Here is a 25,276-nt window from a genome sequence, read left to right on the forward strand (position 1 = left end):
AAAAAGGGAAAGTATCCGAAGATACCTTCCCCTTCTGCGAAAGAGCCGCAGTGCTCGTTTAAAATAATAGAAAGATTTGAAACGCAGGTGCTTAGAATAACTTTTTGATGATTTTTTTGCAAATCAAAAGACTCATATTAAATCATAACAAGCACCGCAGCCCCGTGCAGACTTATCATCGATAAGTATTTAATACTATCGATTTTTGTCGTTCTGACAATACAATTATACACAAACTAAGAATATTTGCAAGCTGCAAAATGAATTATTTTGCGTACTTGTTTACAATTGCATGCATCTGATCCATCTTCTTTTCCATATCAGCAACCAGCTTGAACTGTGTGCGGCAACGGTCGAGATTGTGGTTTGGTCTGTGAATCTTGAAATATGTATCTCCGCTGAGATAGTCTGTGAGGAATCTGATTCCGCACTCGAATGTCATAATCTTTGCACCGATTGAAAGGCTGTAAAGCTCTTCATCTGTAAGGAATTCCTTAGCAACGCTGAGGTAACCGCTTGCAAATACCTCGAAGAGTTCAAGGCTCATTTCAATCTTGCTCAAATCAACTTCGTCCTCTGCGCCTGTGCTTGCGCCGAAACGAATACTGTCGCCGAAGTCATAAGCAGCGGCACCCGGCATAATTGTATCAAGGTCGATAATGCAGATAGCCTTACCTGTAGCGTCGTCGATCATGATGTTGTTGAGCTTTGTATCGTTATGTGTAACTCTGAGAGGAATTTTGCCCTCCTTGAGCATGTTAACGATTTCGCATGCAGCCTCTTTACGAGCCATTGCAAATTCGATTTCTGCCTGAACGTCTTTTGCACGTCCGCAGATGTCCTTATTTACAGCCTCAACAAAAGCTTCGAAACGCTTCTCTGTGTTGTGGAAATTAGGAATGGACTCTGAAAGCTGGTCAGCAGGATAATCTGCCAAAAGTCTCTGGAAGTTACCGAAAGCTGCTCCGCAGTTGTAGAAATCTTCCTTAGTCTGGATGCTCTGATAGGTTGTTGCACCCTCAATGAAGATGTAAGATCTCCAGTAGTTGCCGCCCTCATCTACAAAATAGAGCTTTCCGTCCTTTGCAGGGATAACTGTGAGAGTCTCTCTGAGAACGTCTCCGCCGTTAGCCTCGATAATCTTTTTAAGGAAAGTTGTAACTCCGTAAATATTGTCCATGAGAGCTGCAGGCTCTGTAAAGATGCTGTGGTTAATTCTCTGAACAATAATTCTTCTCTTTTCGCCGTTATTCTCGATAACAGCAGCGTATGTATCGTTAATATGACCTTCACCGAATGGGCCAACGCTTACCATTTTGTCGCCTTCGTTTAAAAACTGGCTTACGATAAGGTCAAAGTTATAATTCTTCTCTGCCACTAAATATCACTCCCACAATTTTGACGGATATTCTCCGCTGTCTACTTTATCCTTTATTGACTTAACAACATATGGCTTGTCGTCCTTATATGTTACGCCGAACCATGTAGCGTCTGTCTTGAGAACCTCAACAGTTGCCTTGCCCTCGTCAATCAGCTCTCTGATAACTGTAGGAAGGAGATATTCGGACTTGAGAGGATTCTTCTCAAGGTTCTCATCCAAAAATTCTGTGAAACGCTTTGCTGTTTCATCGATGAATTTTGGTGTGAGGCACCAGCAGTTCATAGAAACGATTGAATTTTCGTCCAAGTCTACCCAGGTTTCTTCATCCTCTGTATACTGAACCTGGCCGTCTCTGCGCATAATCTTTGTTCTTTCAACAATGCTTGTGAGATAGTTGTTCTCGTCCATTGTGCAAACGCCTCTTGCAACATGGCCATACTCTGTAAGAGTGTTCTTAAGAATATAACCTGCCATGCAGTACTGCATTGGATCTGCGTTAAGGTCAGCCTTGTCAATCCACTCGGAAACCTTAACAAAAGCATCTCTGCCATAGAAGTCGTCAGCATTGATAACAAGGAAAGGCTCTTTAACCTTTCCGAGGCAGCTCATGATAGCATGTGCTGTACCCCAAGGCTTTACACGCTCTTCAGGAACCTTATATCCCTCAGGAATATTTGTAAGCTCCTGGAAAACATACTCAGTCTCGATCTGGGAAGCAATTCTGTCACCTATTACTTCACGGAATATATCGTAGTTCTCTCTCTTGATAATAAAATAAACCTTACTGAATCCTGCAAGTTTAGCATCATAAATAGAATAATCAATGATGATTTCGCCGTTAGGACCAACTGAATCAATCTGCTTCAAGCCGCCGTATCTGCTTCCCATGCCGGCTGCCATAATAACTAATGCCTTTTTCAACGAGAATTCCTCCTTAAAAATTAGATTTATTTTCAGTCTATTTATGGTGCAGCCGCAAAAGCAGCTGCACCTTTGTTCCGTCTTTATATACCTGTCTTAAAATCAGTTGATTTCGTACCAGATAATCTCGTTAGCGTCCATATCCAAATCAAAGCTTGAACCGTCGCCTCTGTAAACAGTTGTGCTCTGTGGCTCGTATGTGTTGTTAACAACGCAGTACTTGTTGTTTGCAACATATGCGTGTACGTCAACGTTGTAGTTTGTGCTGTACCACTTGTTGAGGTCAGCCTCGCTGTGTGTTGACCACATAACTGCACGGTGGAGAAGTCTTGCATTCTCGAAGGTGTATGGGAGACCGCTGATATAAACAGCACGTCCGTTACCGAACTCGTTAACTGCAAGCTGAACTTCCTTATCTCTCTGGCAGATAATTGTTGTGCCTGGAAGAGCATAGATGTTCTTTTTGCCCTCACCGAAGTCGATTTCGCCCTTAACATCCTCTGTGATGAAGTGCTCGTGCTCGTCCCAGTTGTACTTGTCCACGTTAAGTGTAAATCCAACCTCTTCCTCTACGCCGAGAACGCCGGAAAGCTGGAAGTACTTGCCCTGGTACTGATATGCAGAAGGCTCACCAACACCGATGAAGCCGCCGCCGTTGTATACGAACTTCTTGATAGCTGTAACGATTTCTTCGTCTGCCCAGAATGCGCCGCCGCTGTGTGCTGTGTAAGCGTCACCGTCGTTGATGATAACGTCGATGTCCTTGAGCATGTCAGGATTTTCCTTAATATCGTCAAAGCTGATGAACTTAACATCATATGGAGCGCCGCTGAGTGCCTCAATAACGCCGAAATATGAGTAGTTCTGCTTCTGATAAAGACCATGGTGAACCATGTGGTTACCCCATGCTCTCATCTTACCCCAGCAGTTGAGAACTGCTACTGTCTTTACGCAGTATGGAGTTGTGCCCTTTGCGTTTTCATAAAGCTCTCTGAACTCGTTGCAAACGCTCTGAACATATTCTATAAACTCAGGGAACTCAACTGCAAGCTTCAGATATCCGCCGTATCCGATACGATCGATTGGCTTTCTGAGGATTGCACGTCTTGCTGTTACCCAGTTGTATTTTGCTTCCTTAACAGGGTCGCCGCCCTCGTGGAATGTATCCGGGAAGAAGTATGGAAGAAATCTGCCTTCTGTGTACTTAACGCCAGGAATATCGCTGATAAGACGGAGAGTTGCACCGTTACCAACACTACCAACAACTGCGTCAAGGCCGATTGTCTTGAACTCGTCCATGAATGGCTCTGTGCCGATCCAGTGGTCGCCCAAGAACATCATAGCTTCTTTGCCGTACTCGTGTGTGATGTCTACCATTTCCTTAGCAAGCTTTGCAACTTCTCTGCGCTGGAATGCCTGGAAATCTCTGAATTCCTTAGTTGGAATTCTGTATGGGTTGTTCATGTAGCCCTGATCAATGATGTATTCAGGTCTGAACTTGTAGCCAACTTCTTTTTCAAACTGCTCGAGGATATATGGGCTTACGCTTGCAGAATATCCGTACCAGTCAACATACTTTTCACGGGCAAGCTCGTCAAAAATAAGTGTGAACTGATGGAAGAATGTTGTATATCTGATAACATCAACATATGGATGCTCTTCGATAAACTTGCGCAAACGCTTCATTGTAAACTCGTGAGTCTTTGGCTGACGAACGTCGAAAGTAATCTGATGCTCAACGCCCTTCCAGTCATTAACAACTGCGTTGTACATGTGTACCGGATCCCACATGATGTATGCCAAGAAGCTTACTGTGTAATCATGGAAAGGAACTGCCTTGTCGATTACTACGCAGCCTGTAGCTTCATCATACTTCCACTGGTCAACAGGAACAACTTCACCTGTTGTACGGTCGATAACTTCCCACCAGCGTGTGATATCATCACGTGTATTAACGGAAAGCATGTCAGGATAGAGATTTTTCATAAGCTCTATTGACAGAGAACCGTCGATAGCTGTTTTCGGAGCAGTCATAATGTACATCTGCTGTATTTCATCCGGGTTTGCTTTTGCCCATTCGTTGTCTTTTCTTGTTGTGTAATAAGTTGAATAAACTTTTGCATCTACTGACTTCAATTCCTCTGGATAGTCTGTGCCGTCACAGTCACGGATAGCATCAGCTCCCCATTTTTTCAGAAGTTCCAGTGTTTCGGGAACAACGTCAATGTCAGTAGGAATGGTAACACGACCAAATTCTCTTGTTGGCTCTTTCATAAGTTTAATTTCCTTTCAAACAAATATATGTTTACAGAAAAAATCTGCAATCAACCCTTTAGGTACAACTGTATGCCCGTCGCTGCTACGCAGTGGCGGACATACATCATCGCAAATATGCACAGTTATACCGGCATATTTTGCCCAATATTATTTTTTATTTTTTTTAACAGGTTTAACATCGTATTTTGTCCATCTTTTGTTGTACACAAAGAGAAGACCAAGCAGAATAAACAAACCTACAAACTGCATTATAAGGTGTCCGATATCTGCTACGTTACGTCCTACGAAAATTAAAACCATACCAACAATAAATGCTACAATACCGATTATTGTGCTTATAATTTTCTTAGATTCCATAATCAATGTTATATCTGCTCAAAGAGAGATATAACCAAAACCTCCTTTGCAGTTTATTATTAACCCTTAACACCGCCGGCGGTCATACCCTGTGTAAGTTTCTTCTGAACAAACATGTAGAGGATGAGAACCGGAAGCATTACCAATACAAGTCCAGCGTACATACGTCCGTATTCTGCCTTTGACTGTGAAGCCTGTGAAAGGTTCATAATACCAACCGGCAATGTTACGTTGTCTCCGGAGAGCAATGTAATTGATACGATGTACTCGTTCCAAAAAGCAAGGAAGTTAAACAGAATAACTGTGATAACACTTGGCTTTGCCATTGGAATCATAATGCTGAACATTGTCTTAAAGTAACCTGCACCGTCAACATATGCTGCTTCTTCGAAAGCTGTAGGGATAGTAACAAAATAGCTTTCGAGAAGATAAATTGTAAACGGCAAAGCTGTTGATGCAAGTACTACTGCAAGTATGAACTTGTTGTTCATAAAGAATGTCATGCCGATTGCTCTGTCGAAGCTCAAAAGAAGGAGCATAATCGGAACAACGATGTAAGATACGTTAACAAACAATCCGCCCATGAGAGCTGTGTTAAGTATTTTCTTACCCGGGAACTTAAATCTTGCAAGAACATAAGATGCCGGGATTGCAAGAACGAGAAGCAATGCAAGAGCAACTGCTGTAACAATTACAGAGTTGAGGAAGTAATCTCCCATTTTAGCTGTTGTCCAAGCTTCTACAAAGTTGTCAAATCTAAATTCACTTGGAAGTGACCAAGGGCTTGTCATTGCTGTTTCGCCACGGAAATCACTGTTAGGTCTGAACGCTGCCAGGAAAACCCAGAGCACAGGAACAATGATAATAAGTGCGAAAATGATAAGAGCGAGATAAATTATAACTTTTACTATACGCTCTTTGAGAATGGTATTTTTCATAATTTAATCCGCTCCTTTCTTAGAATTCAAGAATCTCACGCTTTGTTACCGCATTAACAATACCTGCAAGGAGGAATGAGAACAAGAACGTGATAACGCCTATTGCCATTGCACGACCATAGTCTTGTGTCTTTTCATACATGTAGTAGAGAAGAACATATGTACTTTCAGGAGCTCTTGAGCCATACATAGCACGAACAAACAGATAGCTCAAGTTGATTGTAGAAATGATGAAGAATGTAAGTGTTGTACGGATATTTGTCCATACAAGTGGAATTGTAATCTGGAAGAATACTCTTACACGGCTTGCACCTTCAAGGTTTGCACTTTCATAAATACTCTCTGGAATGGCTGCCATACTTGACATGTACATAACCATGTAGTAACCGATTGCCTGCCAAATCATAGCAATTGCAAGGCTGAAGATAACAACCTCATTACCTGATTTCCACTGAACTGTAACGCCAAAGAGGCTTGTGATACTGTTGAGAATACCGATATCTGAATCGTATACAACGTTAAAGAAGATTGATGAAATAACAACTACAGAAAGTATATTTGGGATGTAGAATATAATTCTGAAGAAATTTTGACCTTTAATTTTTTCTCTGCTGAGAATTCCTGCATATACAAGTGCAAATGCAAATGTAACAATAGTAACAAGTACTATAAGAAGAATTGTGTTCTGGAATGTGCCTATAAACTTCGGGGCAATTGTTGAATTTGTAAACAAATCTATGTAGTTTTTGAAACCTACAAAACTTTTGCTTGTAATATTGTATTTACTGAATCCGCCGAAGAAGGAGTAATAAAAAACTTCCAATGTAGGTACAACCATGAATAATGTAAACAACACTGTTGTCGGGATAATGCACAGTCCGACAAACAGACCTCTACCGCCACTTTTTTTCATGCTGCATTTCTCCTATCGGTTATTTAATGAAAATGCGGCGGGCAGACAAACTGCCCACCGCTTGATAGATTTTTTAAAAGTCGCATGGTAAGTTTATTTATACCACTTTAAATCTATTCAGTTAGATTGGGGATAAATCGCTTTGAGCGACTTTTGTTCTCATTCTAATTAAGATTAAAAGATTAAGCTGCTGCATCAGTAGGCTCTTCGCTAGCAGAAATTACTGCTGCGCCGAGAGCTGTGTTAGCATCCTTAATACCTGCGAGCCACTCGTCAACTGTGATGTTGCCTGCAACGAGCTGGTTAACCGGTGTGAAGTATGCATCTGCAGGTGTTACACCAGCGTCTGTTGTAGCTACGAAGCCACCCATAACTGCTGTTGCACCGTTATCATAGATGCTGTAGAATGTCTTGTTGTCGCCTTCGAGCTTGTCAGCGATACCTGCTACCGGCTGAACTGCGCCGTACTTAGCAAAGATATCGATAGCTGCATCTGAATACATGAATGCGATGAAAGCATCTGCGCCAGCTGTGTTCTTAGCACCCTGTGGGCTCCAGATCTGCTCGAGGAATGTGAAGGATGTTGGGTTCTTGTCAGCAGAAACTGCTGGAACAGCTGTCATGCCCCATACGAAACCTTCTGGAGTAGAGTCAGCCATCTCACCTGGGAGCCATGTGCCGTTAGGGCAGAAAATAGCTTTGCCATCGATGATGAGCTGCTGGTTCTTAGAGAAGTCGATGTCGTTAGCGTTCTCTGTTGTTGATGGTTCTGTGTATGTAGCAAGCTTTGCGATTACGTCGAGAACCTGCTTAGCTTCCTCTGTATCCCAAACGCCCTCTTTGAAGGAAGTTACGTCGTTGTAGAGGTCGATGCCCTTATCTGTTGATGCGAGAAGTGCAAACATGAATGCATCGAAGTAACCTGTTGTTGGGTATGTGAAGAGGGAGATTCCTGCTTCCTTAGCCTTGTCGCCAAGTGCCCACATCTCGTCCCATGTTGTTGGAACTGTCCAGCCCTTTTCCTCCATGAGGTTTGCGCTGTAGAAGAGACCGCATGGGCTGTAGAACATTGGCATGAGGTATGTCTTGCCATCGCCATATGGATTTGTTGCGTTTGTCTCTGTAAATCCGCCGATGATCTTGTCGCCTACTGTTTTCTCTTCGCCTGGATTTGTGAGGCCAAGAACTGGTGTAAGGTCACGGAGCTGCATGTTGTTGATCATATTCTCTGTAATCTTAGCGTCACGGTTTGTTGCAAGGTGAACAACGTCAGGATAGTTACCTGCCTGGATTTCGTTTGCAAGAGTTGTCTCAAGAGTCTTGCTAACCTCGAGCTCAACTGTTGTGCCAGGATATGCTGCTTCGAAAGCATCTTTGATTTCGTTCCACATATCTGCGCCGTATGCTGTTTCGATAGCCTTTACAACGATTGTACCGCTTACTTCTGCGTTGCCGCCTTCACTTGTAGCAGCTGGATCTGTTGTTCCTTCTGTAGTATCTGTGTTGCCGCCGCAGCCAGCTGCGAGAGAAGCAACCATGAGAACTGACAGAATCATTGCCAATACCTTTTTCATGACTGATTTCATCCTTTCTGAAAATGAATAAAAATTTTGCCCAACCGGGCAGTCTGCAATGACAAAAGACAGGCACGTATGCCGCCTATCCTTTACATTCCATAGTATACCTCATACAGAAATAATTTCAATAAGTTTCTTGCAGTTTACTATTTTTTTATTGCTTTTTTCGTTAATTTTTATAATAATTTTTGATTTAAACGCCTTTTTTTATACCCACAAGTCCAAAAGTTTGTTTTTTATGCAAAATCAAGAAATTTTATTGTATACATGGCACAATCCAGTTGTTAATTTGTTCACATAAAGTTCTGTTTTTTTACACATATTTCCTACTTGCAAAGAGATATATAATATGTTAAAATTATCGTGATGATGAGTAGGCATGTTTCTTTTTTGTCTTAATTTAAGTTATATTTAAGAGGAGGTTATCTTATTGAGCAACGAACTTTACACAATTGACCACACTACTACTGAACATTTGGACGCAAGATTACTTTATGTAGGAAAATCCAAATACGGCAACGACTGGCACAGCACACTTCATTCACATTATTTCGCCGAGTTTTTCTATGTGACAAGCGGCAAAGGTGTTGTTAAAGTTGAGGACACAGAATTTACAGTTGAGGAAAGCGATCTCGTTATTATAAATCCAGGTGTTTCACATACAGAAAAAACTCTTTCCGGTGAAGATTTTGAATATGTTTTTGTAGGTGTTGACGGAATTGCTTTCTGCTTCGACAATCCTAACTCAAACGACGACTATACTCATATCCATTATAAAAAGGACAGAGAGGTTGTTGAAACATATCTCAAGCTTTTGCAGTCCGAAATGGATAAAGATACACCATATAAGACAACTGTATGCCAGGATTTACTCGAACTTCTTATTATCAACATAATCAGAAAGGCAAACTACAGCCTTACTCTTGATAATTCCAAGAGCGTTAACCGTGCATGCCGCACAGCAAAAAGATATATTGACGAAAACTTCCGTGAGTCCATCACTTTGGACGAGCTTGCAGAAGTTGCTAAGGTTAACAAATATTATCTTTCACACGCATTCTCAGAAGACTATAAGATTTCGCCTATAAACTACCTCATCAGCAAAAGAATTGACGAATGTAAGAACCTTTTGGTTTCCAGCAACTACTCAATCGCACAGATTGCCGGTTTCACAGGCTTCTCTTCACCTTCTTATTTCTCTCAGTGCTTCAAGAAGAACACAGGACTTCAGCCTGAACAGTACAGAAAGAGATTCCGTGCTAAGGGAGATATCCAGACAAACCCAGGCAATTTCATGAAAAAAGAAATAATCAAGTAATATTACTTTTTATAAAAGCGGCACATGATTTCTCATGTGCCTTTTTTATATAATCAAGGAAAAATATAGGGGAAAGGGTGAAAAAATGAAACAGACAATATGCACAATTCCTGTAACCGACGTATTTATTGAAAAGGATGGCTGTCCTTTCTGCCGTCTTGAGAAAAAGCTGGAGGAAAGCTACGCCCGCTACATAACCGGCGACGCCAAAATGGAGCCTACTGTGAGAATTGAAACAAATAAAACAGGCTTTTGCAAGCATCATTTGCAGCTTATGTTTGAAACAGGGGGAAGGCTTTCAAACGCACTTATTTTGGAGAGTCACTTGCAGTACATTATTGACAACTGCTTTAAAGAAGAGGAAAACGTGAAAAAAATCAAAGGGGAAGCCGCCCGGTGTGAAAAGCTTTTCCATTCCTGTTTTATCTGCCAAAATATTTCCGAGGATTTACAAAGAGCTATGGAAACCACCGCAAAGCTTTTCGTAAAGGATGAAAGCTTTAAAAAGCTTTATTCCGCCCAGCCTTTTTTCTGTCTTGAGCACTATTCAGCCATGATAACAACCGCCGGAGATATTCTTGGCAAAAAAGATTTTCTGGAATTTGCTGAAGTCACAAAGGGTATAACCCTGAACTATCTCAAAGAGCTGAAAGGTGACGTCACCCATTTTTGCAGTATGTTTGATTACCGAAACGCCGGAGGAGATTTTAAAAATTCCAAAGACTCTATAGAACGAAGCGCAGTCTTTTTAAACGGCCCCATGGATTTCCAAATAAAATAAACAAACCGTTATCGGCAGTTAAACTTCCGGTAACGGTTTATTTTTTAGGATAACGTGTATGGTAATTTTCTGTTAATCAAATATCCTTTTCCACCGGCTCAAGACTTCTGTTTAAAATTCCGTTTACATGAGCCAAAAGCACTCCGTAATTCACCATAGGAATACCTGCATCGTTTGCGCAGGCTATTCTATATTTCATTTCTCTTTCGTTGAGCATACATCCGCCGCAGTGGATAATAAGGCTGTATTTGCTTAAATCAAGTGGAAATTCTCCCCCTGAGGTAAACTCAAAATTGAGATTTTTTCCAGTGTATTTTCTCACCGCATTGGGGATTTTAACGCTTCCGATATCGTTGCACTGTCTATGATGTGTGCATCCCTCGGAAATAAGCACGGTATCCCCGTCCTTTAGATTATCCATAGCCTTTACGCCCTTTACAAGGGTTGAAAGCTCTCCCTTATGGCGTGCAAAAAGAATTGAAAATGATGTGAGAGGAACGCTCTCCGGAACTATTTTTGCAACCTCTTTAAAAGCCTGACTGTCTGTTACAACAATCTTCGGAGGCTCTTTAAAGCTTTCAAGGGTTTTTGCCAATGTTGTAACCTGAGTAACCGCCGCCATTGCGTTGTGGTCAAGCAAATCCCTTATAGTCTGCTGCTGCGGCAGAATAAGTCTGCCTTTAGGTGCAGACTCGTCTATAGGCACAACCAGCACCGCCAGCTCTCCCGGACAGACTAAATCTGAAATTATAGGTGACTTTTCCTTTTCTGTATTCAGTGAAGCTATTTTTTCTTTCAGTTCAAAAATACCGTCTTTTTTCTCTGCGCTCACTGAAACCACATTTTCAATATTATATTTATCCTTTAAAAGCTTTTCAAATTCCTTTATTTTATCCTCTTTGGCTATATCTGTTTTATTGAGCACTGCCACAAAGGGGATATTTTTTGCCTTTACAAGCTCTAAAAGCTTTTCTTCTTCCTTTGAAAAGCCGCTGTTTACATCTAAAACAAGCAATGCGATATCTGTTTTATTGAGCACCTGAAAAGCCTTTTGAACTCTCAGCTCGCCCAGTTCTCCCACGTCGTCAAGTCCCGGGGTATCTATAAGCACAACAGGGCCTAAAGGCAGAATTTCCATAGCCTTATAGACCGGGTCGGTTGTTGTTCCCAAAACTTCGGAAACAATGGCTAGGTTCTGTCCAGTAACAGCATTTATAACGCTTGATTTTCCCGCATTTCTTCTGCCGAATATACCAATATGAACTCTATCGGCATTAGGTGTATTATTCAATCCCATCTCTATTCACCTCTTTTTCTTTTTTGTCCGACGGCAAAACTCCCATATAAAGATAGACTTACGTTTTCCGTCGGGCGAGACCTTTTCCGCAGTCTTCGGAATGGTTCGCTCTCATTTAACTTTGTTTTTAATTTTCTTTTATAGAATTATTCGTCGTAGAGGCGAATTAACATATCCGCCCCTACGGTTAGTATTTTCTTTTATAGAATTATCAAGTGTTTTGTCGGGAATAAATAAAAATATCAACCCAAATGAGAGCGAACCACTCCCAGTCGCTCAACATAAGGTTTCGTCCGCCTTGTAATGACGTTTATTCCTAAACCCAAGCCCTGCAAGGCGGATATATAAAAGAAAGGTTTCGCCCGACCTGTGCAGGTGTCAATTTCCTTTGCTAAACACAGACAGGTCGGACAAAAAATTACAGGCGGAAATCTCTTTGACCTTGTTCGATTTCGATAAGGTGCTGTTTTACTATGTCTTTTACCTTTTCCTTTGGAATGTTGTTTATCTCTTTGGCAATAAGAGCTTCGCCGTTTTTCTTTGTCTCCTCAGAAGCATAGTCCTCAAGGTATTCTTTCAATGTCATCAAAGCATTTGGCTGACAGCAGTTTGCAATCTGACCGCTCTTAACAAGGCTCATAAATCTGTCGCCGGTTCTGCCCTCTCTGTAGCAGGCTGTGCAGAAGCTCGGAATATGACCCAGCTTCATAAGCCAGTTTACAACCTGGTCGAGAGTTCTTCTGTCGGAAACGTCGAACTGAGCGGAGTTTTCCTCCTCAGGCTCTTCCTCTGCGTAACCGCCAACGCTGGTTCTTGAACCACCGCTGATCTGAGAAATACCAAGCTCCAATACTCTCTCTCTGCATTTCGGGCTTTCTCTTGTGGAGATAATCATTCCTGTGTAAGGAACGGAAATTCTGATACATGCAACAATCTTTGCAAATGTATCATCGTCGATACCGTTGTCAAATGCTTCTGGGTCGATGTCGTCAGCCTTACATACACGTGGAACGCTGATTGTGTGAGGGCCTACGCCTTTTGCAGCTTCCAAGTGTTCTGCGTGCATCAAAAGTCCTACAAAGTCGTATCTGTAAAGGTTAAGTCCGAAAAGAACGCCGAGACCTACGTCGTCGATACCGCCGTCCATAGCTCTGTCCATAGCCTCTGTGTGGTATGCATAGTTGTGCTTAGGGCCTGTTGGGTGGAGCATTTCGTAATTTTCCTTGTGGTATGTTTCCTGGAAAAGAATATATGTGCCGATGCCGGCTTCTTTAAGCTTTCTGTAGTTTTCAACAGTTGTTGCGGCAATGTTTACGTTAACACGTCTGATTGCGCCGTTTTTGTGCTTGATGCTGTAGATAGTCTTGATACAGTCAAGAATGTATTCGATAGGATTGTTTACAGGGTCTTCGCCTGCTTCAAGGGCAAGTCTTTTGTGACCCATATCCTGCAAAGCCACAACCTCTTTTACGATTTCCTCCTGGGTGAGCTTCTTTCTTGCAATGTGCTTGTTCTTGTAGTGGTAAGGACAGTAAAGACAGCCGTTTACACAGTAGTTGGAAAGATAAAGGGGAGCGAACATAACGATTCTGTTGCCGTAAAATTCCTGCTTTATCTCCTTTGCCAAAGCAAAAATAAGCTCGTTTTTCTCTGGTATATCGCACTCAAGCAAAACTGCGGCTTCTCTGTGGGAAAGGCCTTTTCTAAGTGCAGCCTTTGCCAAAATCTCATCTATAAGCTGGGCGTTGTGCTTGTTTTCCTCTGCATATTTAAGTGTATCAAGTATTTCCTCGTGGCTGATAAATTCTTCAGCCTTTGGTGATTTTACGTCGTACATAACTTTATCTCCTTTATCTTTATTTTAAACAATCTCCCCTTGATACAGGGATTTCATATCCTATTTTCTCAAGGGATTTTCTCAAAATTTCCAAGCCCTCAGAGGCTTCCGCTCCGCTTGACAGCTTGTTGTCGTACAGCATATATTTTTTTCTCACCTCAACCGGTGAAAGGTTAGGCATAATAACATTTGCACCGTGGAGAATTCCTCTTTCTCTGCCGCCCTCTTCTCTTGTTCCCAGGGCTGTAGTGGCAGGAAGCAAAACCTTAGGCAGCATAATTCTCACAAGGCTTAAAATAAACAGGGTAAGTTCTGCGCTTCCCTTTGGAAAATCTCTGAAAGGTGTCTGACTGTGGGGAAGAAAAGGCCCTATGCCAACCATGTGGGGCTGAAATCCCTTTAAAAATATCAGGTCGTTTGCAAGATTTTCCATAGTCTGCCAAGGCGAACCCACCATAAATCCTGCGCCTGTCTGATATCCCAGCTCTTTCAAATAATAAAGACATTCCATTCTGTTTTCAAAGGATGAGCTTTTGGGATGAAGCTTTTCGTAATGCTCTTTTGTGGCTGTTTCGTGCCTTAAAAGATATCTGTCTGCGCCCGCTTCTTTCAGCAGCTTATAGGAGCTGTAGCTTCTCTCTCCCAAGGAAAGGGTCACTGCGCAGTCGGGATATTTATTTTTAATTGCGGCAACGGTTCGGCATACAAAATCGTCGTTAAAAACCGGGTCCTCGCCGCCCTGCATTACAAAGGTACGAAAGCCTGCATTGTAGCCGCTTTCACAGCAGTTCATAATATCCTCAAAATCCAGTCTGTATCTTTGAGCTTCCTTATTGCCGCAGCGTATTCCGCAGTAAAAACAGTTTTTGGTACAGTAGTTTGAAACCTCTATAAGTCCTCTGATAAACACATTGTTGCCGTAATTTTCCAAGGCTTTTTCTCTGCCCAAATCTCTGGCAAAACCGAATATTTCCGGCTCTCTGTAATTTTCAAGGAGAAGCACCAGGGCGGACGCTTCCGGCATTTCACCCTTATCTAGTGAAATTATGGTATTTTTTAAATTTTCAATCAATCTGATGTCTTTCATTTTTCCTCCGACAGTGTTGGTATATCAAGTTTAGACATAACAGACTTTGCGGTTACGTTTTTAATCATTCCCAGCTTGCCTGTTAATGCACTTATTATCTCCACCGGAGCGTCAATAATTATGCTTATCACCATAACGCCGTATTTTTTGTAGGGCAGTCCCATTCTTCCCACAATATATGAGGAATAGTCGTGGAGTATATCGTTTACCCTGTCCGCCGCTGTGATATCCTGAATTATTATCCCTATCTGAGCCAATCTGTCTATTTTAATCACCGCTTTTCCTATCCGCAAAACAATTATAAAATAAAAAGTCCCGTACACCAAAAGGGTATACGGGAGCCAAAACGCATATATACAGGTACACTATCCCTGTGCAAATCCTCGGCTTTTAACTCGGGCTAACCCTTATTGTCAGCAGATTTAATATTTTTCAGGCACAAGCTCTCCGAAACACCATTGAGCTTCTGCGTTTATTAAATTATACTACCTTGGATTGCTGTTGTCAACAGGATAGTTGAATAAAACAATAACAATTATCATTTTTACCAAAGTCTTCCTGTAAATTTCGGTTTAAAAAACAAGAGCTTGCCGCCCTCGGAAAGTCTTTTGGAAAAAAGCAGTTCTCTTTTTCTAAGTCTTCCGAACTCGCTTAAAATTTCCGTGGCTTTTTCCGGAAGTTTTGACTGTTCAATAAACATATAATAGCTTTCACCGAAAAGATAAGCCGACACACGGTATAATGTTTCCTTTTTCTCGGAAAGCTTTTCCAATGAGCATAAAAAGTCCTCGGCGTTTTTAAAGCGGCAGCACCAGCCGGAAGAGTTCTTTTTTATGCGGTATACGGTTCTTTTTTTCTTTTTGTGGTTCATGGTCAAAAGGATAAGACAGCCGTTGCTGTGTGGCATAGCCTCCACCAGCATAGATTTGTCCTTTTCCTGTTTTATGCCTGTTTTTCCGCAGGCTATAGTTAAAAGCTTGTTGAGTATTCTTCTTGAATGTGGGTCATTAAAACTCATGGTGTCAAACCGCAGAGAATATTCCGTTAAATCCTCGTTGCATAGAGAAATCAGCACCTTTGAGCTGTCTATCTGTTCAACCGTCATAGACACCCTCCTTTACAAACTATGGCTCAATACATGATATGCAAATTGGGTTAAGGGGGATATATTTTTTATTGAAGGTTATAACACAGCATCGGTTTACTATTCTATTATTCTTTTATAGAACTATCATTGCATGGGTTCATTTTTAAAATTAAAAAGCCCACTTTATTTAAGAGTGAGCCATTCTAACATATTAAAGAAAACGTCTCGCCCGACGTGTGCAGCAGCTGATTTCATAGAAAAAGCTTTGCACGTCGGAACTAAAAAACTCGCCCGCCATGTGCTGAACCTAACCGTCAATTAAAACTTAGGCATAGCGAAAATAAAAAAGCTCACCCTTGATAGAGTGAGCCATTCTAACATATTTAAAGAAAACGTCTCGCCCGCCGAGTGCTGTCATAAACTCCCAGCACAAACCTTGGCTCGGCGGAACCAAAATTATTGGATAGAGCAGTCCAGATAACGGTCAAGCTCTTCCTCATCTCTCTTTTTCTTTTCTCTGACAATCAGAAATGCTGTAATTGCGGCTGTAACAGCGGCAACTGCAGAGATAACTCCGATAATCAATCCCAATTTTCCGTTCTTGCTCATTTGAAACCCTCCGTTTTCTAAATTTTAAATAAAAAAGAACACAAAATTCTCTGTTATAATAATAAAACTTTTTTTATAAAAAGTCAATAAAAAAACAAAAAAAGCAGGGCGTGTGGCTCTGCTTTTAGCGTTAATTTCGTATTTGCTATTATGCGGAAGCATTGAGTCTCTTAGCGAGAGCAGACTTGCTTCTTGCAGCTGTGTTCTTGTGCATGATACCCTTTGCTGCAGCCTGATCAATCTTCTTAACAGCAAGACTAACTGCCTCAGCCTTGTTGTCAGCGTTTGTATCAATAGCAATGTACGCCTTCTTAACTGCTGTTTTCAAAGCAGATTTGATAGCCTTATTCTGAGCTGTCTTAGTTGCGATAACCTTTACACGCTTCTTTGCTGATTTAATGTTTGGCATTGTCCCACCTCCTTAAATATCGTCATGTGCTGTTATCATATCATTTTTTCAAGAAAAAAGCAAGTAGTTTACGGAATTTTTCACAATTTTTTTTGACGAAAAAAATAAGTAAAAAACATAAGATTTTACAGCATATAGATAGTTCAAGGAAAGCTTTCTGTTTAAGTATTGACCAAAGACGGCAAAAAATACCCAATAAGAGAAAATTAAAAAAATCTTAAAACAGCCATAAAGCAGATAAGACTGCCGGAAACAGTGACCAAAAGCTTTTTTGAAAAACGGGAACGGTCTTTTATTTTCTTTCCGAAGAAATTGCCAAGCTGCATTAGGAAAAACTGGCAGACGCCGCTGCATAGGGGAAGGAAGAAAAATCCGCTTCCGCTTACGGCAAAGCATATACCTGCCCCCAAAGAATCCACGGACAGGGCGACGCCAACATAGAGAGCCTCCGCCCAGGTAATTTTTCTGTTGTTGTCAAAATCGCCGGATATGTTTTTCTTTAAAAAGCCCTGACAGATGACAAAAATCCCAAGAGCAAAAAGCATTATGCATCCCACAACTTTGGCAAAATTTTCATCCACAAAACAAAGTATCAGCCTGCCCAAGAAAAGAGCCAGGAACATATTTAGAACAGAAACAAGGCTTACGATTATTCTTGAGAGAAAAGAGACTTTTATTCCTCTTAAACCGTAGTTTAACCCCATTGAAAAGGAGTCGGCAGAAAGTCCCAGACATAAGATAAAACCTGAAAGGAAATCCATTGTTCAACACCTGAAAGTTTTTTCCTTTTATCCTATGTCCTTTTACACTTTGTTGTTACTTTTGTTTTTAAAAAGGAGAAAACCTGCGGCTTTCAGCATTACCGCAGGTTTTCATTTCAGTAAAAATTCAATAATTATTTATTTGTCAATCGTTTTTATCTCCCGGTTCACGGATTTTTGTTATGCCGTAGGCGGTTACAAGAACACCAAGATAAAAACCGATGTTGGCTATAACATAAAGAGCCGTGTTTGGATAGCTTGCCACGCAGAAAATGCACACAAGGCAAATCAAAAAACCTATACAAGTAATTCTCATAATAACGCCTCCTTATTTAACTAATCATCCTAAGTTAATTATAACAAAATAATAAAAAAATACAATATGTTATCCAAAACCACTGAGCATTTTTACGTACAAATTATATATCTCAAATTGTAAAATATACACAAAATTAAAATTTTACTAAGAATTGTCCTCTTCCGGCAATATAAAAATTCCCCGAAGTTTTGCCTCGGGGAATTATCTTTAGTATTTTAATCCTTATAAGGATTTTCCAATGGCTCGGAACTTTTCTTATGCCCGGAAACCTCATATTCATAGATTTCCGCATCGTCTATTTCTGTGTTTTGTTCCGGCTGTTCCTCGGACTTTTTGCGCTTCTTGGAATTATCCTTTTTCTTTGACGGCTTCTTTGAAAGGTCAACCACCTCTGCATTTATGGTGCTTTCCTCGGAAATCTCAAGGGCGTCTATTTTCTGGGTCATGTAGTGCTTGTTCTTTATGGACTGAACAGGCAGTTCAAACCAGAATGTGCTTCCGGCGCCCAGCTTGCTCTTAACTCCGAACCTTGCATTGTGAAGCTCCAAAATATTTTTAACTATGGAAAGTCCCAAGCCTGTGCCGATAACGGCTGACTTGTGAGCCTTGTCAACCTTGTAATATCTGTCCCAGATGTATTCAAGCTTGTCAGGGTCAATGCCCACACCGTGGTCTGTAACCTCTACACGGACAAAGTTCTTGTCGGCAATCTGAGTTACAATAACGGTCTTGTCGTCGCCCACATAGTTTATGGCGTTGTTTATAAGGTTATAGATAACCTGTTTTATCTTTACATCGTCGGCGTTGATTATAACGTCCTCTTTGTAGTTAAAAACAATGTTGTAGTGGTTCTGCTCAATAAGCTTTGTGTAACGGTTGAAAATCTCCTCGATACATTTTGTAAGTGAGAAGTCGGTGCGCACAAGCTGCATGGCACCGGACTGGAGCTTTGAAATATCCAGCAGGTCGGTTACCAGCTCGTTAAGGCGTGTGGCTTCGTCTATAATAATCTGAATATTTTCAGGTGTGTTTTCGCCGGGCAAATCCCTTATTACCTCGCCGTAGCCTGTAATCATTGTAAGAGGGGTTCTCAGGTCGTGGGAAATGTTGGCGATAAGGTCTTTCCGCAGCTTTTCAACCTTTGTAAGCTCTCGGGCGGCAAAGTTTAAGGTGTCGTTCAGCTCACGGATTTCCAAATATCCGTCGCTTTCAAACTTAACGTCATAGTGCTGTTTTGCAAGCTCCTTTGCGGCTTTGTTTGTTTTAATAATAGGTCTTGTAATAAGATTTGACACTATTATTGAAAGCACAACGCTTAGAACAATCAGTATTGCAGAGATTATTATAAGCTGATTTCTCAGTGTGTCCACAACGCTGTTGAAAGGGGTAATGATAGAGCGGATTGTTATCATGTAACGGCCGTTTCCCGAATCCATAAACACTTCGGAATATGTAACAGATTCAGCCGCATACTTTTCAAGGCTTCCGCTGTCCTCATTTAATGCTTTATGCTGGTATTCAAGATATGTTCCGCCGTTCTGCATTGCCATATTTCTATATCTTATAACATCAGAACCGCTTATCTTCTCGAGGTTTTCCGGAACGTCAGAGGAGCATATGCTCATTGCAAAGTTGGTGTTCAAATCATAAAGAGCAACCATCATATCGTTCTGCTCGTAGATATATTCCACCATAGCGCTTACCTTGTCCACGTTAACGCCCTCGTCGTCCTCAGTTCCCTGCATCATGGTAATTATATTCTTTGCGCAGGATTCAACCTGTGAGATTTTTACAGACCTGTAAAAGCCTTTAAAAAACACAGTTTGAAAAAGCCAAAGAAGAATAAGCATTATTAAGGAAAACAGAAGAAAGTACATTACAACCCTGTAGCGCAGGGGCATGTTTGAAAATTTATGTTTAATTTGTTTCAAATCTATATCCCACCCCTCGAAGTGTTACAATACAGCTTGCGTAAGGGCCAAGGCTCTTTCTGAGGAGTTTAATGTGTGTGTCAAGGGTTCTGTCGTCACCGAAGAAATCATATCCCCATACTTCACTGATAAGCTTTTCTCTGGTAAGGGCAAGTCCCTTGTTTTTAACCATATAGAAAAACAGCTCGTACTCTTTCGGGGTCATTTCGGCACGTTTTCCGTCAACGGTTACAATTCTGCCGCTGAAATCAACATGCAGTGTCTTGTATTCAAAAACGTCTCTCTTTTCGCCGTTTTCACCGCCGCCTGTGCGCTTTAAAACTGCGTTTACACGGAGCATAAGCTCTCTCGGTGAGAAAGGCTTTACAACATAGTCGTCAATGCCAAGCTCGAAGCCGTGGATTTTATCGTATTCCTCGCCCCTTGCAGAAAGCATAATAATCGGGGTTGATTTTTTCTTTCTTATTTCACGGCAGGCGGAAAAACCGTCCAGCTCAGGCATCATAACGTCCATTATAATCAGGTCAAAATCCTGTTGATTGCATATAGAAATAGCCTGTATTCCGTCTACAGCCTCTTCAACTGTGTGACCCTCAAAAACTGCATATTTCTTTATAAGTTCTCTTATTCTAAATTCATCATCTACTACCAATATTTTACTCATAAATATCCCTCCTATGATAAGATTATCTTAATTTACCAATGTGAAAAATATATGTCTGTTTTGTATTGTTACTTAAAAATATGATAACATAATTTTTTTCATATTGAAATACATTTCACAATATTTTATAATATATTAAGATTTAAAATTTCTAAGCAATCAGGTGAGAATATGGAAATTAGAAAAATCAAGGCGGATACTGTCACAAAAACAGTTAAGCAGCTTTTCATGGACTGCAACTATTTTATCGACGACAGCATAACAAAGGCTTTGAAGGATTTCAGAGAAAAGGAAAAATCCCCCGTTGGCAAAAATGTTTTGAGCCAGCTTTTGGAGAACAACGAAATAGCCGCAAAGGAGCAAATTCCAATCTGTCAGGACACAGGAATGGCTGTGCTTTTTGTTGAATACGGGGACAAGGTGGTAATCGAGGACAGAAGCTTTAAGGAAGCTGTAGAACAGGGCGTCCGTGAGGCTTACGACGAGGGCTATCTTAGAAAAAGCGTGGTAACAGACCCGGTATTCGACAGAATAAACACAAAGGACAACACACCTGCGGTTATCCACACAGAGATTGTTCCCGGAGATAAAATCAAATTTTTGGTGGGCGGAAAGGGCTTCGGAAGCGAGAACATGTCCGCAATCAAAATGCTTACACCCTCATACGGGGCAGAGGGAGTAAAGGACTTTATACTTGAAACAGTTAAAAAAGCAGGACCCAACCCATGTCCTCCTATAGTTGTGGGCGTTGGCATAGGCGGAACCTTTGAAAAAGCCGCCCAGCTTGCAAAAAAAGCCACTTTCAGACCAATCGACACAAAGAACCCGGACCCACGCTATGCCCAAATGGAAGATGAGCTTCTTGAAAAAATCAACCGCATGGGCTTTGGTCCAGCAGGTCTCGGAGGAAACACCACCGCTTTGGGAGTAAACATAGAAACCTACCCCACACACATTGCCGGTATGCCTGTTGCAGTTAACATCTGCTGTCACGCCGCCCGACATAAAGAAGCGGAAATTTAAGGAGGGTCTTAGATGACAAAAAAAATTACACTTCCAATTACGGAAGATGACATAGAAAACCTTAACGCCGGCGACAGCGTGCTTTTAAGCGGTTCAATAATAACAGGCCGTGACGCCGCTCACAAAAGACTTTTCGAGCTTTTACAGCAGGGCAAAGAACTTCCCGTTGACATAAAAGGCGAGATAATCTACTATGTAGGCCCTGCTCCTGCAAAACCACCATATGCGGTAGGCCCTGCCGGCCCAACCTCCAGCTACAGAATGGACAAGTACACACCTGCCCTTTTGGACAGAGGAATGAAAGGCATGATAGGCAAGGGGGCAAGAAACAAAGAGGTAATCGACGCCATTGTGAGAAATCACTGCGTTTATTTTGCCGCCATAGGAGGCGCCGCCGCCCTTATTGCCAAAAGCATAAAAAGCGAGGAGCTTCTCTGCTATGAGGATTTGGGAACGGAAGCCATTAGACGCTATGTTATAGAGGATTTCCCATGCATAGTTGTAATAGATTCAAAAGGCAACAACCTCTACGAATCCGAACCGCCGAAATACCGTATTACCGAAGAATAAATATTTTCATTTAAAATGCCGTATTCATTACGGCATTTTATTTTTTATAAAATAGTTCTATAAAAGAAAAACCCCACCGCTGTTACGGTGAGGTTTATAAAAATCAAATTACTGAGCGTCTGCGTCAAGGGAAAGGATTGCCGCTTCAAGTGTTGCGTCGATTATCGGGCTTGTGGTACCGAGTCCCCAGCCGCCGTGTTCAACAACAACCGCAAAAGCCAGCGGATACTCCTCGCTGTCGATATATCCCACAATCCATGCGTTTGGTTCGCCCTCGCCAACTTCCGCAGTACCTGACTTTGCACAGGCTGGAAGTCCCGCAAAGGTATCGTCGCCGTAGTGGGTTTCTACAGTATATCTCATCATAGAGCCAAGCTCTTCTGCAACTTCCTCGGGCATCATTCTGTCGCCCAGTTCGCCTCCGCCGGAGGAAAGTCCCAGCTGGTCGAATATTGAGGAGGACTCCTCAACAAGATAAGGGATTACAGGCTGTCCGCCGTTTGCAATAGCTCCGCAGATAATAGCCATCTGCATTGGGTTTGCAAGGTCTGTATACTGTCCGATACCTGACCATGCAAGCTGGTTGTCGTCGGCTTCTGTTACGTCATAGTGTGAAACCGCTGTAGGAACGTCGCTTATTAAGAAATTGGAGTTAAATCCCATTTTCTCGGCAACCTCCTGCATATGCTCTGCGCCAACCTGAAGGGCGATTTCCGCAAATGCCACGTTACAGGACTGGGAAAGAGCCTCTTCAAAGGATATATCCCCGTGAACAGAGTGACAGTTTACATCGTTGCCCAAAATTTCCACGCTTCCTGAGCAATGGAAGGTCTGCTCCTGGATATCGTCTATATACTCCAAAGCGGCAGCCGTTGTAACAAGCTTAAATACAGAACCCGGAGTATACTGAGATGAGATTGCGTGGTCAAGATATACGCCGTCGTATTCTTCCTCGTTTTCCTCGGTAATCTCAGGAGGGTCAGCCGGGTCATAGGTTTTATTGCTTACGGAGCAGAGAAGCTCGCCGGTTTTGTAGTTGTAAACAACCACTGCGCCCTCCTGGTCGCCCATAGCTTCCTGAGCCGCTCTGTTGATGTCTGCGTCAATGGTAAGGTTTATGTCGTTTCCCTGTTTCAAGGATTCAGGCATTCCAAGACCCCAGATATAGTTAAAGCCTGTAAGCTGGGTTCTGTAAAGGCTCTGAATAGCCGTTGAAATGTTAAGGCTGTTGTCGCCCACCACATGAAGCAAAGAACATCTTGTCAAATAGTCGTCGTGATATTTTCTCTCGCCGTCCTCGGTATAGGCAAGGACAGTTCCGTTTCTGTCGTAAATTTTACCGGCCATAGCAAGTCCGCCGCTTCCTGCGGTATGGCCGTTATATGGCTGCTGAACCCATGCTTCGTTGTTAAGAACAAGTCTTGCACAGAAGGTTGCAAGTCCTGCAAAAAACGCAAGGGCAACTATATACACCAAAATACTTCTTGTCCAAGTTCTTTTCATGGAATACCTCCTTTATTTGCGGCGCATGGCGTAAGTTCGTTCGTCCGCCGCTTTTATAAACGCCAAAAGACCCCAACAAGAAATCATACTTGAACCTCCCAAGCTTATAAACGGCAATGTAACGCCGGTAAGAGGAAGAATATCTGTAGCTCCGAAAATATTCAAAGCCATCTGGAAAAGCAGAAGTCCTGCCGCACAGCATGCGGATATAGAATAGAATGTACTTCTGCTTCTGGTGGTTATTGCTCTTGAATAGAGAACAAGACCGCCTATTGCAATGGCGCAGATAACCGCCACAATTATTCCCATTTCCTCTGCCACAAGTCCGAACACAAGGTCGTTTTCAGAAGCAAATACATATTTCAAACATCCATTGCCCACGCCAACACCGAAAAGTCCGCCGGAGGCAGTATATGTAAGAACTCTTGCCTGCTGATATGCGTTTGTCTGGGCATATTCCCAAACATGACCCCATGAAACAAATCTGTCCGCAATGTAGGGCTTGAATTTCAAAACCATAGCGCCGGCAAATACCGCCGCAGTAACTGCAAGGATAATTGTTTTAAAGTCGCCGGAACGCATGAAGGCTATGAAAAGGAAGGTAACGAAGAATATAAGTCCCGTACCAAAGTCGCCCATAATAGCCAGCGCACCTACGCACACCGCAGAAAATATGATGTACTCCAAAAGGTTTTTACTGGTCTGCAGCTGGTCAAGTGTTGCAGCGCCCACAAATATAAATGCAATTTTTACAAATTCAGAAGGCTGAATGGTAAATGAGCCGATTGAAATCCAGTTTGCTGCGCCGTGCTGGATTTTACCGAACACAAGGTTTATTGCCAAAAATGCAACTGCGCCTATCATAATGATAGTTCTGTACTTTTTAACTCTGTCCGGATTCTCTATAAACTTTATAAGGAACATGAACAGCACCATACCCATTGCCGCAGTTATCATCTGCGTGTATGCCTGCCGTTCAACCTGCCGGACAAGCAGCATTATACCAAGACCCGTAAGGAAAAATCCCAGAGCCTCCAGCTCAAAGTTAACCCTTTTAAGGATTACCGTTGAAACAAAGAAAAATGTCCAGCCGAGAGCTGTAAGAAATCCCCACACAACAAGCGGTCTGAAATCCTGTATTTCATTAGAAAAGCAAGCCGCCAAAGCCATAAGCAGATGGAATACCGTTATAAGTATCATAAGCTTATACTGTTTTATTGACGGTTTTGTCTTAGCTTTTGAAAAATACCATGAAGGTTTTATCTCTTCGGAATATTCGCTGCCTCTTCTCACTGCAAGAGTAGTGCTTCCCACCGATATTTCATCGTCAATCATAACCTTTACTCTGCCACGTGTCTTTTTACCGTTTACATAGGTTCCGGCTTTTGACTTGGTATCGGTAATAAACCAGCCGTCCTCTCTTCTAAGCAGAACGCTGTGATCTCGGGAAACGGTTTCGTTTTGAATACATATATCGCTTCTTTTGCTTCTGCCGATGGAGTTTTCCCAGAATACCACCGGATATTTTTGTCCTGTAAATACATCCTCCAAGGTGAGCAGAGGTTTTTCCGCTCTTCTGTGGTGACGCATAGATTTGTAACACTGGTACACTATAACCATAGCATAGATGGGCAAAAGAATTCTCAGCGCTACCACCGAAGCGTCCATAACTATTTGCAGATCCAAAAAATCACCCTTTCCTGCCAAAGCTTTTTT

At 41.9% G+C, this 25,276-nt stretch carries 24 protein-coding genes; 4 read left to right on the forward strand and 20 right to left on the reverse strand.

The features are described from left to right. Positions 1 to 265: 265 nt before the first annotated feature. The 7 genes from CGICJO_RS02765 to CGICJO_RS02795 form a co-directional block, all read right to left on the reverse strand. Complete coding sequence (locus CGICJO_RS02765; protein ID WP_087377256.1) at positions 266 to 1,315, reverse strand: phosphotransferase enzyme family protein; 1,050 nt, start codon at positions 1,313 to 1,315, stop codon at positions 266 to 268. A 69-nt stretch (positions 1,316 to 1,384) separates the two neighbouring features. Beyond that, positions 1,385 to 2,281 carry a nucleotidyltransferase family protein gene (locus tag CGICJO_RS02770; RefSeq protein ID WP_486499987.1) on the reverse strand — a complete coding sequence of 299 codons (897 nt, stop codon included), beginning with the start codon at positions 2,279 to 2,281 and terminating at the stop codon, positions 1,385 to 1,387. 123 nt (positions 2,282 to 2,404) lie between these two features. After that, the gene (gnpA, locus tag CGICJO_RS02775) at positions 2,405 to 4,576 is read right to left on the reverse strand and encodes a 1,3-beta-galactosyl-N-acetylhexosamine phosphorylase (protein WP_486499556.1); all 2,172 of its coding nucleotides are present in this window, start codon (positions 4,574 to 4,576) and stop codon (positions 2,405 to 2,407) included. A 150-nt stretch (positions 4,577 to 4,726) separates the two neighbouring features. Next, the gene (locus CGICJO_RS02780; protein WP_442856059.1) at positions 4,727 to 4,936 is read right to left on the reverse strand and encodes a DUF6903 family protein; all 210 of its coding nucleotides are present in this window, start codon (positions 4,934 to 4,936) and stop codon (positions 4,727 to 4,729) included. Between the two features lie 59 nt (positions 4,937 to 4,995). Beyond that, complete coding sequence (locus CGICJO_RS02785; RefSeq protein ID WP_087377139.1) at positions 4,996 to 5,874, reverse strand: carbohydrate ABC transporter permease; 879 nt, start codon at positions 5,872 to 5,874, stop codon at positions 4,996 to 4,998. Positions 5,875 to 5,893: 19 nt separating this feature from the next. Continuing rightward, on the reverse strand, positions 5,894 to 6,787 hold the full coding sequence (locus CGICJO_RS02790; RefSeq protein ID WP_486499557.1) for a carbohydrate ABC transporter permease: 894 nt from the start codon (positions 6,785 to 6,787) through the stop codon (positions 5,894 to 5,896). A 182-nt stretch (positions 6,788 to 6,969) separates the two neighbouring features. Beyond that, positions 6,970 to 8,361: a carbohydrate ABC transporter substrate-binding protein gene (locus CGICJO_RS02795; RefSeq protein ID WP_486499558.1), complete on the reverse strand. Its 1,392-nt coding sequence runs from the start codon at positions 8,359 to 8,361 to the stop codon at positions 6,970 to 6,972. 433 nt (positions 8,362 to 8,794) lie between these two features. Here CGICJO_RS02795 and CGICJO_RS02800 point away from each other — a divergent pair, with 433 nt between their 5' ends. Both CGICJO_RS02800 and CGICJO_RS02805 read left to right on the forward strand, forming a co-directional pair. Continuing rightward, positions 8,795 to 9,682, forward strand: a complete 888-nt coding sequence (locus CGICJO_RS02800; protein ID WP_087377133.1) for a helix-turn-helix domain-containing protein — start codon at positions 8,795 to 8,797, stop codon at positions 9,680 to 9,682. An 85-nt stretch (positions 9,683 to 9,767) separates the two neighbouring features. Next, a complete protein-coding gene (locus tag CGICJO_RS02805; protein WP_486499559.1) occupies positions 9,768 to 10,463 on the forward strand; it encodes a DUF6062 family protein in 696 nt (231 codons plus the stop codon). Between the two features lie 76 nt (positions 10,464 to 10,539). On the opposite strand, the gene hydF is transcribed toward CGICJO_RS02805, so the two are convergent. The 11 genes from hydF to CGICJO_RS02860 form a co-directional block, all read right to left on the reverse strand. Continuing rightward, a complete protein-coding gene (gene hydF / locus CGICJO_RS02810; protein WP_486499560.1) occupies positions 10,540 to 11,760 on the reverse strand; it encodes a [FeFe] hydrogenase H-cluster maturation GTPase HydF in 1,221 nt (406 codons plus the stop codon). A gap of 418 nt (positions 11,761 to 12,178) precedes the next feature. Then, positions 12,179 to 13,597: a [FeFe] hydrogenase H-cluster radical SAM maturase HydG gene (hydG, locus tag CGICJO_RS02815; protein WP_087377127.1), complete on the reverse strand. Its 1,419-nt coding sequence runs from the start codon at positions 13,595 to 13,597 to the stop codon at positions 12,179 to 12,181. A gap of 19 nt (positions 13,598 to 13,616) precedes the next feature. Next, positions 13,617 to 14,684, reverse strand: a complete 1,068-nt coding sequence (hydE, locus tag CGICJO_RS02820; protein ID WP_486499561.1) for a [FeFe] hydrogenase H-cluster radical SAM maturase HydE — start codon at positions 14,682 to 14,684, stop codon at positions 13,617 to 13,619. Beyond that, complete coding sequence (locus tag CGICJO_RS02825; RefSeq protein ID WP_442856058.1) at positions 14,681 to 14,959, reverse strand: TM1266 family iron-only hydrogenase system putative regulator; 279 nt, start codon at positions 14,957 to 14,959, stop codon at positions 14,681 to 14,683. The genes hydE and CGICJO_RS02825 overlap by 4 nt, the downstream gene beginning before the upstream one ends. Before the next feature lie 269 nt (positions 14,960 to 15,228). Next, positions 15,229 to 15,789, reverse strand: a complete 561-nt coding sequence (locus CGICJO_RS02830) for an adaptor protein MecA (RefSeq protein WP_486499562.1) — start codon at positions 15,787 to 15,789, stop codon at positions 15,229 to 15,231. Positions 15,790 to 16,227: 438 nt separating this feature from the next. Further along, on the reverse strand, positions 16,228 to 16,380 hold the full coding sequence (locus tag CGICJO_RS02835; RefSeq protein ID WP_204245157.1) for a hypothetical protein: 153 nt from the start codon (positions 16,378 to 16,380) through the stop codon (positions 16,228 to 16,230). Between the two features lie 148 nt (positions 16,381 to 16,528). Further along, positions 16,529 to 16,789 (reverse strand): 30S ribosomal protein S20, encoded by a 261-nt coding sequence (gene rpsT, locus CGICJO_RS02840; RefSeq protein WP_087377121.1) that lies wholly within the window; start codon positions 16,787 to 16,789, stop codon positions 16,529 to 16,531. 206 nt (positions 16,790 to 16,995) lie between these two features. Then, positions 16,996 to 17,550, reverse strand: coding sequence for a manganese efflux pump (locus tag CGICJO_RS02845; RefSeq protein WP_486499563.1), 555 nt, complete (start codon positions 17,548 to 17,550; stop codon positions 16,996 to 16,998). A gap of 145 nt (positions 17,551 to 17,695) precedes the next feature. Beyond that, a complete protein-coding gene (locus tag CGICJO_RS02850; protein WP_158096226.1) occupies positions 17,696 to 17,866 on the reverse strand; it encodes a hypothetical protein in 171 nt (56 codons plus the stop codon). 218 nt (positions 17,867 to 18,084) lie between these two features. Next, complete coding sequence (locus CGICJO_RS02855; RefSeq protein WP_486499564.1) at positions 18,085 to 19,800, reverse strand: sensor histidine kinase; 1,716 nt, start codon at positions 19,798 to 19,800, stop codon at positions 18,085 to 18,087. After that, entirely contained in the window at positions 19,787 to 20,464 is a 678-nt protein-coding gene (locus CGICJO_RS02860; RefSeq protein WP_087377117.1) for a response regulator transcription factor, read from the reverse strand. The genes CGICJO_RS02855 and CGICJO_RS02860 overlap by 14 nt, the downstream gene beginning before the upstream one ends. 177 nt (positions 20,465 to 20,641) lie before the next feature. On the opposite strand from CGICJO_RS02860, the gene CGICJO_RS02865 reads away from it, so the two are divergent. Then, positions 20,642 to 21,487, forward strand: coding sequence for a fumarate hydratase (locus CGICJO_RS02865; RefSeq protein WP_505300426.1), 846 nt, complete (start codon positions 20,642 to 20,644; stop codon positions 21,485 to 21,487). A gap of 12 nt (positions 21,488 to 21,499) precedes the next feature. Then, positions 21,500 to 22,057: a Fe-S-containing hydro-lyase gene (locus tag CGICJO_RS02870; RefSeq protein WP_486499566.1), complete on the forward strand. Its 558-nt coding sequence runs from the start codon at positions 21,500 to 21,502 to the stop codon at positions 22,055 to 22,057. A 108-nt stretch (positions 22,058 to 22,165) separates the two neighbouring features. On the opposite strand, the gene CGICJO_RS02875 is transcribed toward CGICJO_RS02870, so the two are convergent. Together CGICJO_RS02875 and CGICJO_RS02880 are read right to left on the reverse strand one after the other, a co-directional pair. Then, a complete protein-coding gene (locus tag CGICJO_RS02875) occupies positions 22,166 to 23,560 on the reverse strand; it encodes a penicillin-binding transpeptidase domain-containing protein (RefSeq protein ID WP_486499567.1) in 1,395 nt (464 codons plus the stop codon). Positions 23,561 to 23,572: 12 nt separating this feature from the next. Beyond that, positions 23,573 to 25,246 (reverse strand): FtsW/RodA/SpoVE family cell cycle protein, encoded by a 1,674-nt coding sequence (locus CGICJO_RS02880; RefSeq protein ID WP_242968296.1) that lies wholly within the window; start codon positions 25,244 to 25,246, stop codon positions 23,573 to 23,575. Positions 25,247 to 25,276 lie beyond the last annotated feature (30 nt).

It is taken from the genome of Candidatus Limousia pullorum (genome assembly GCF_057405065.1).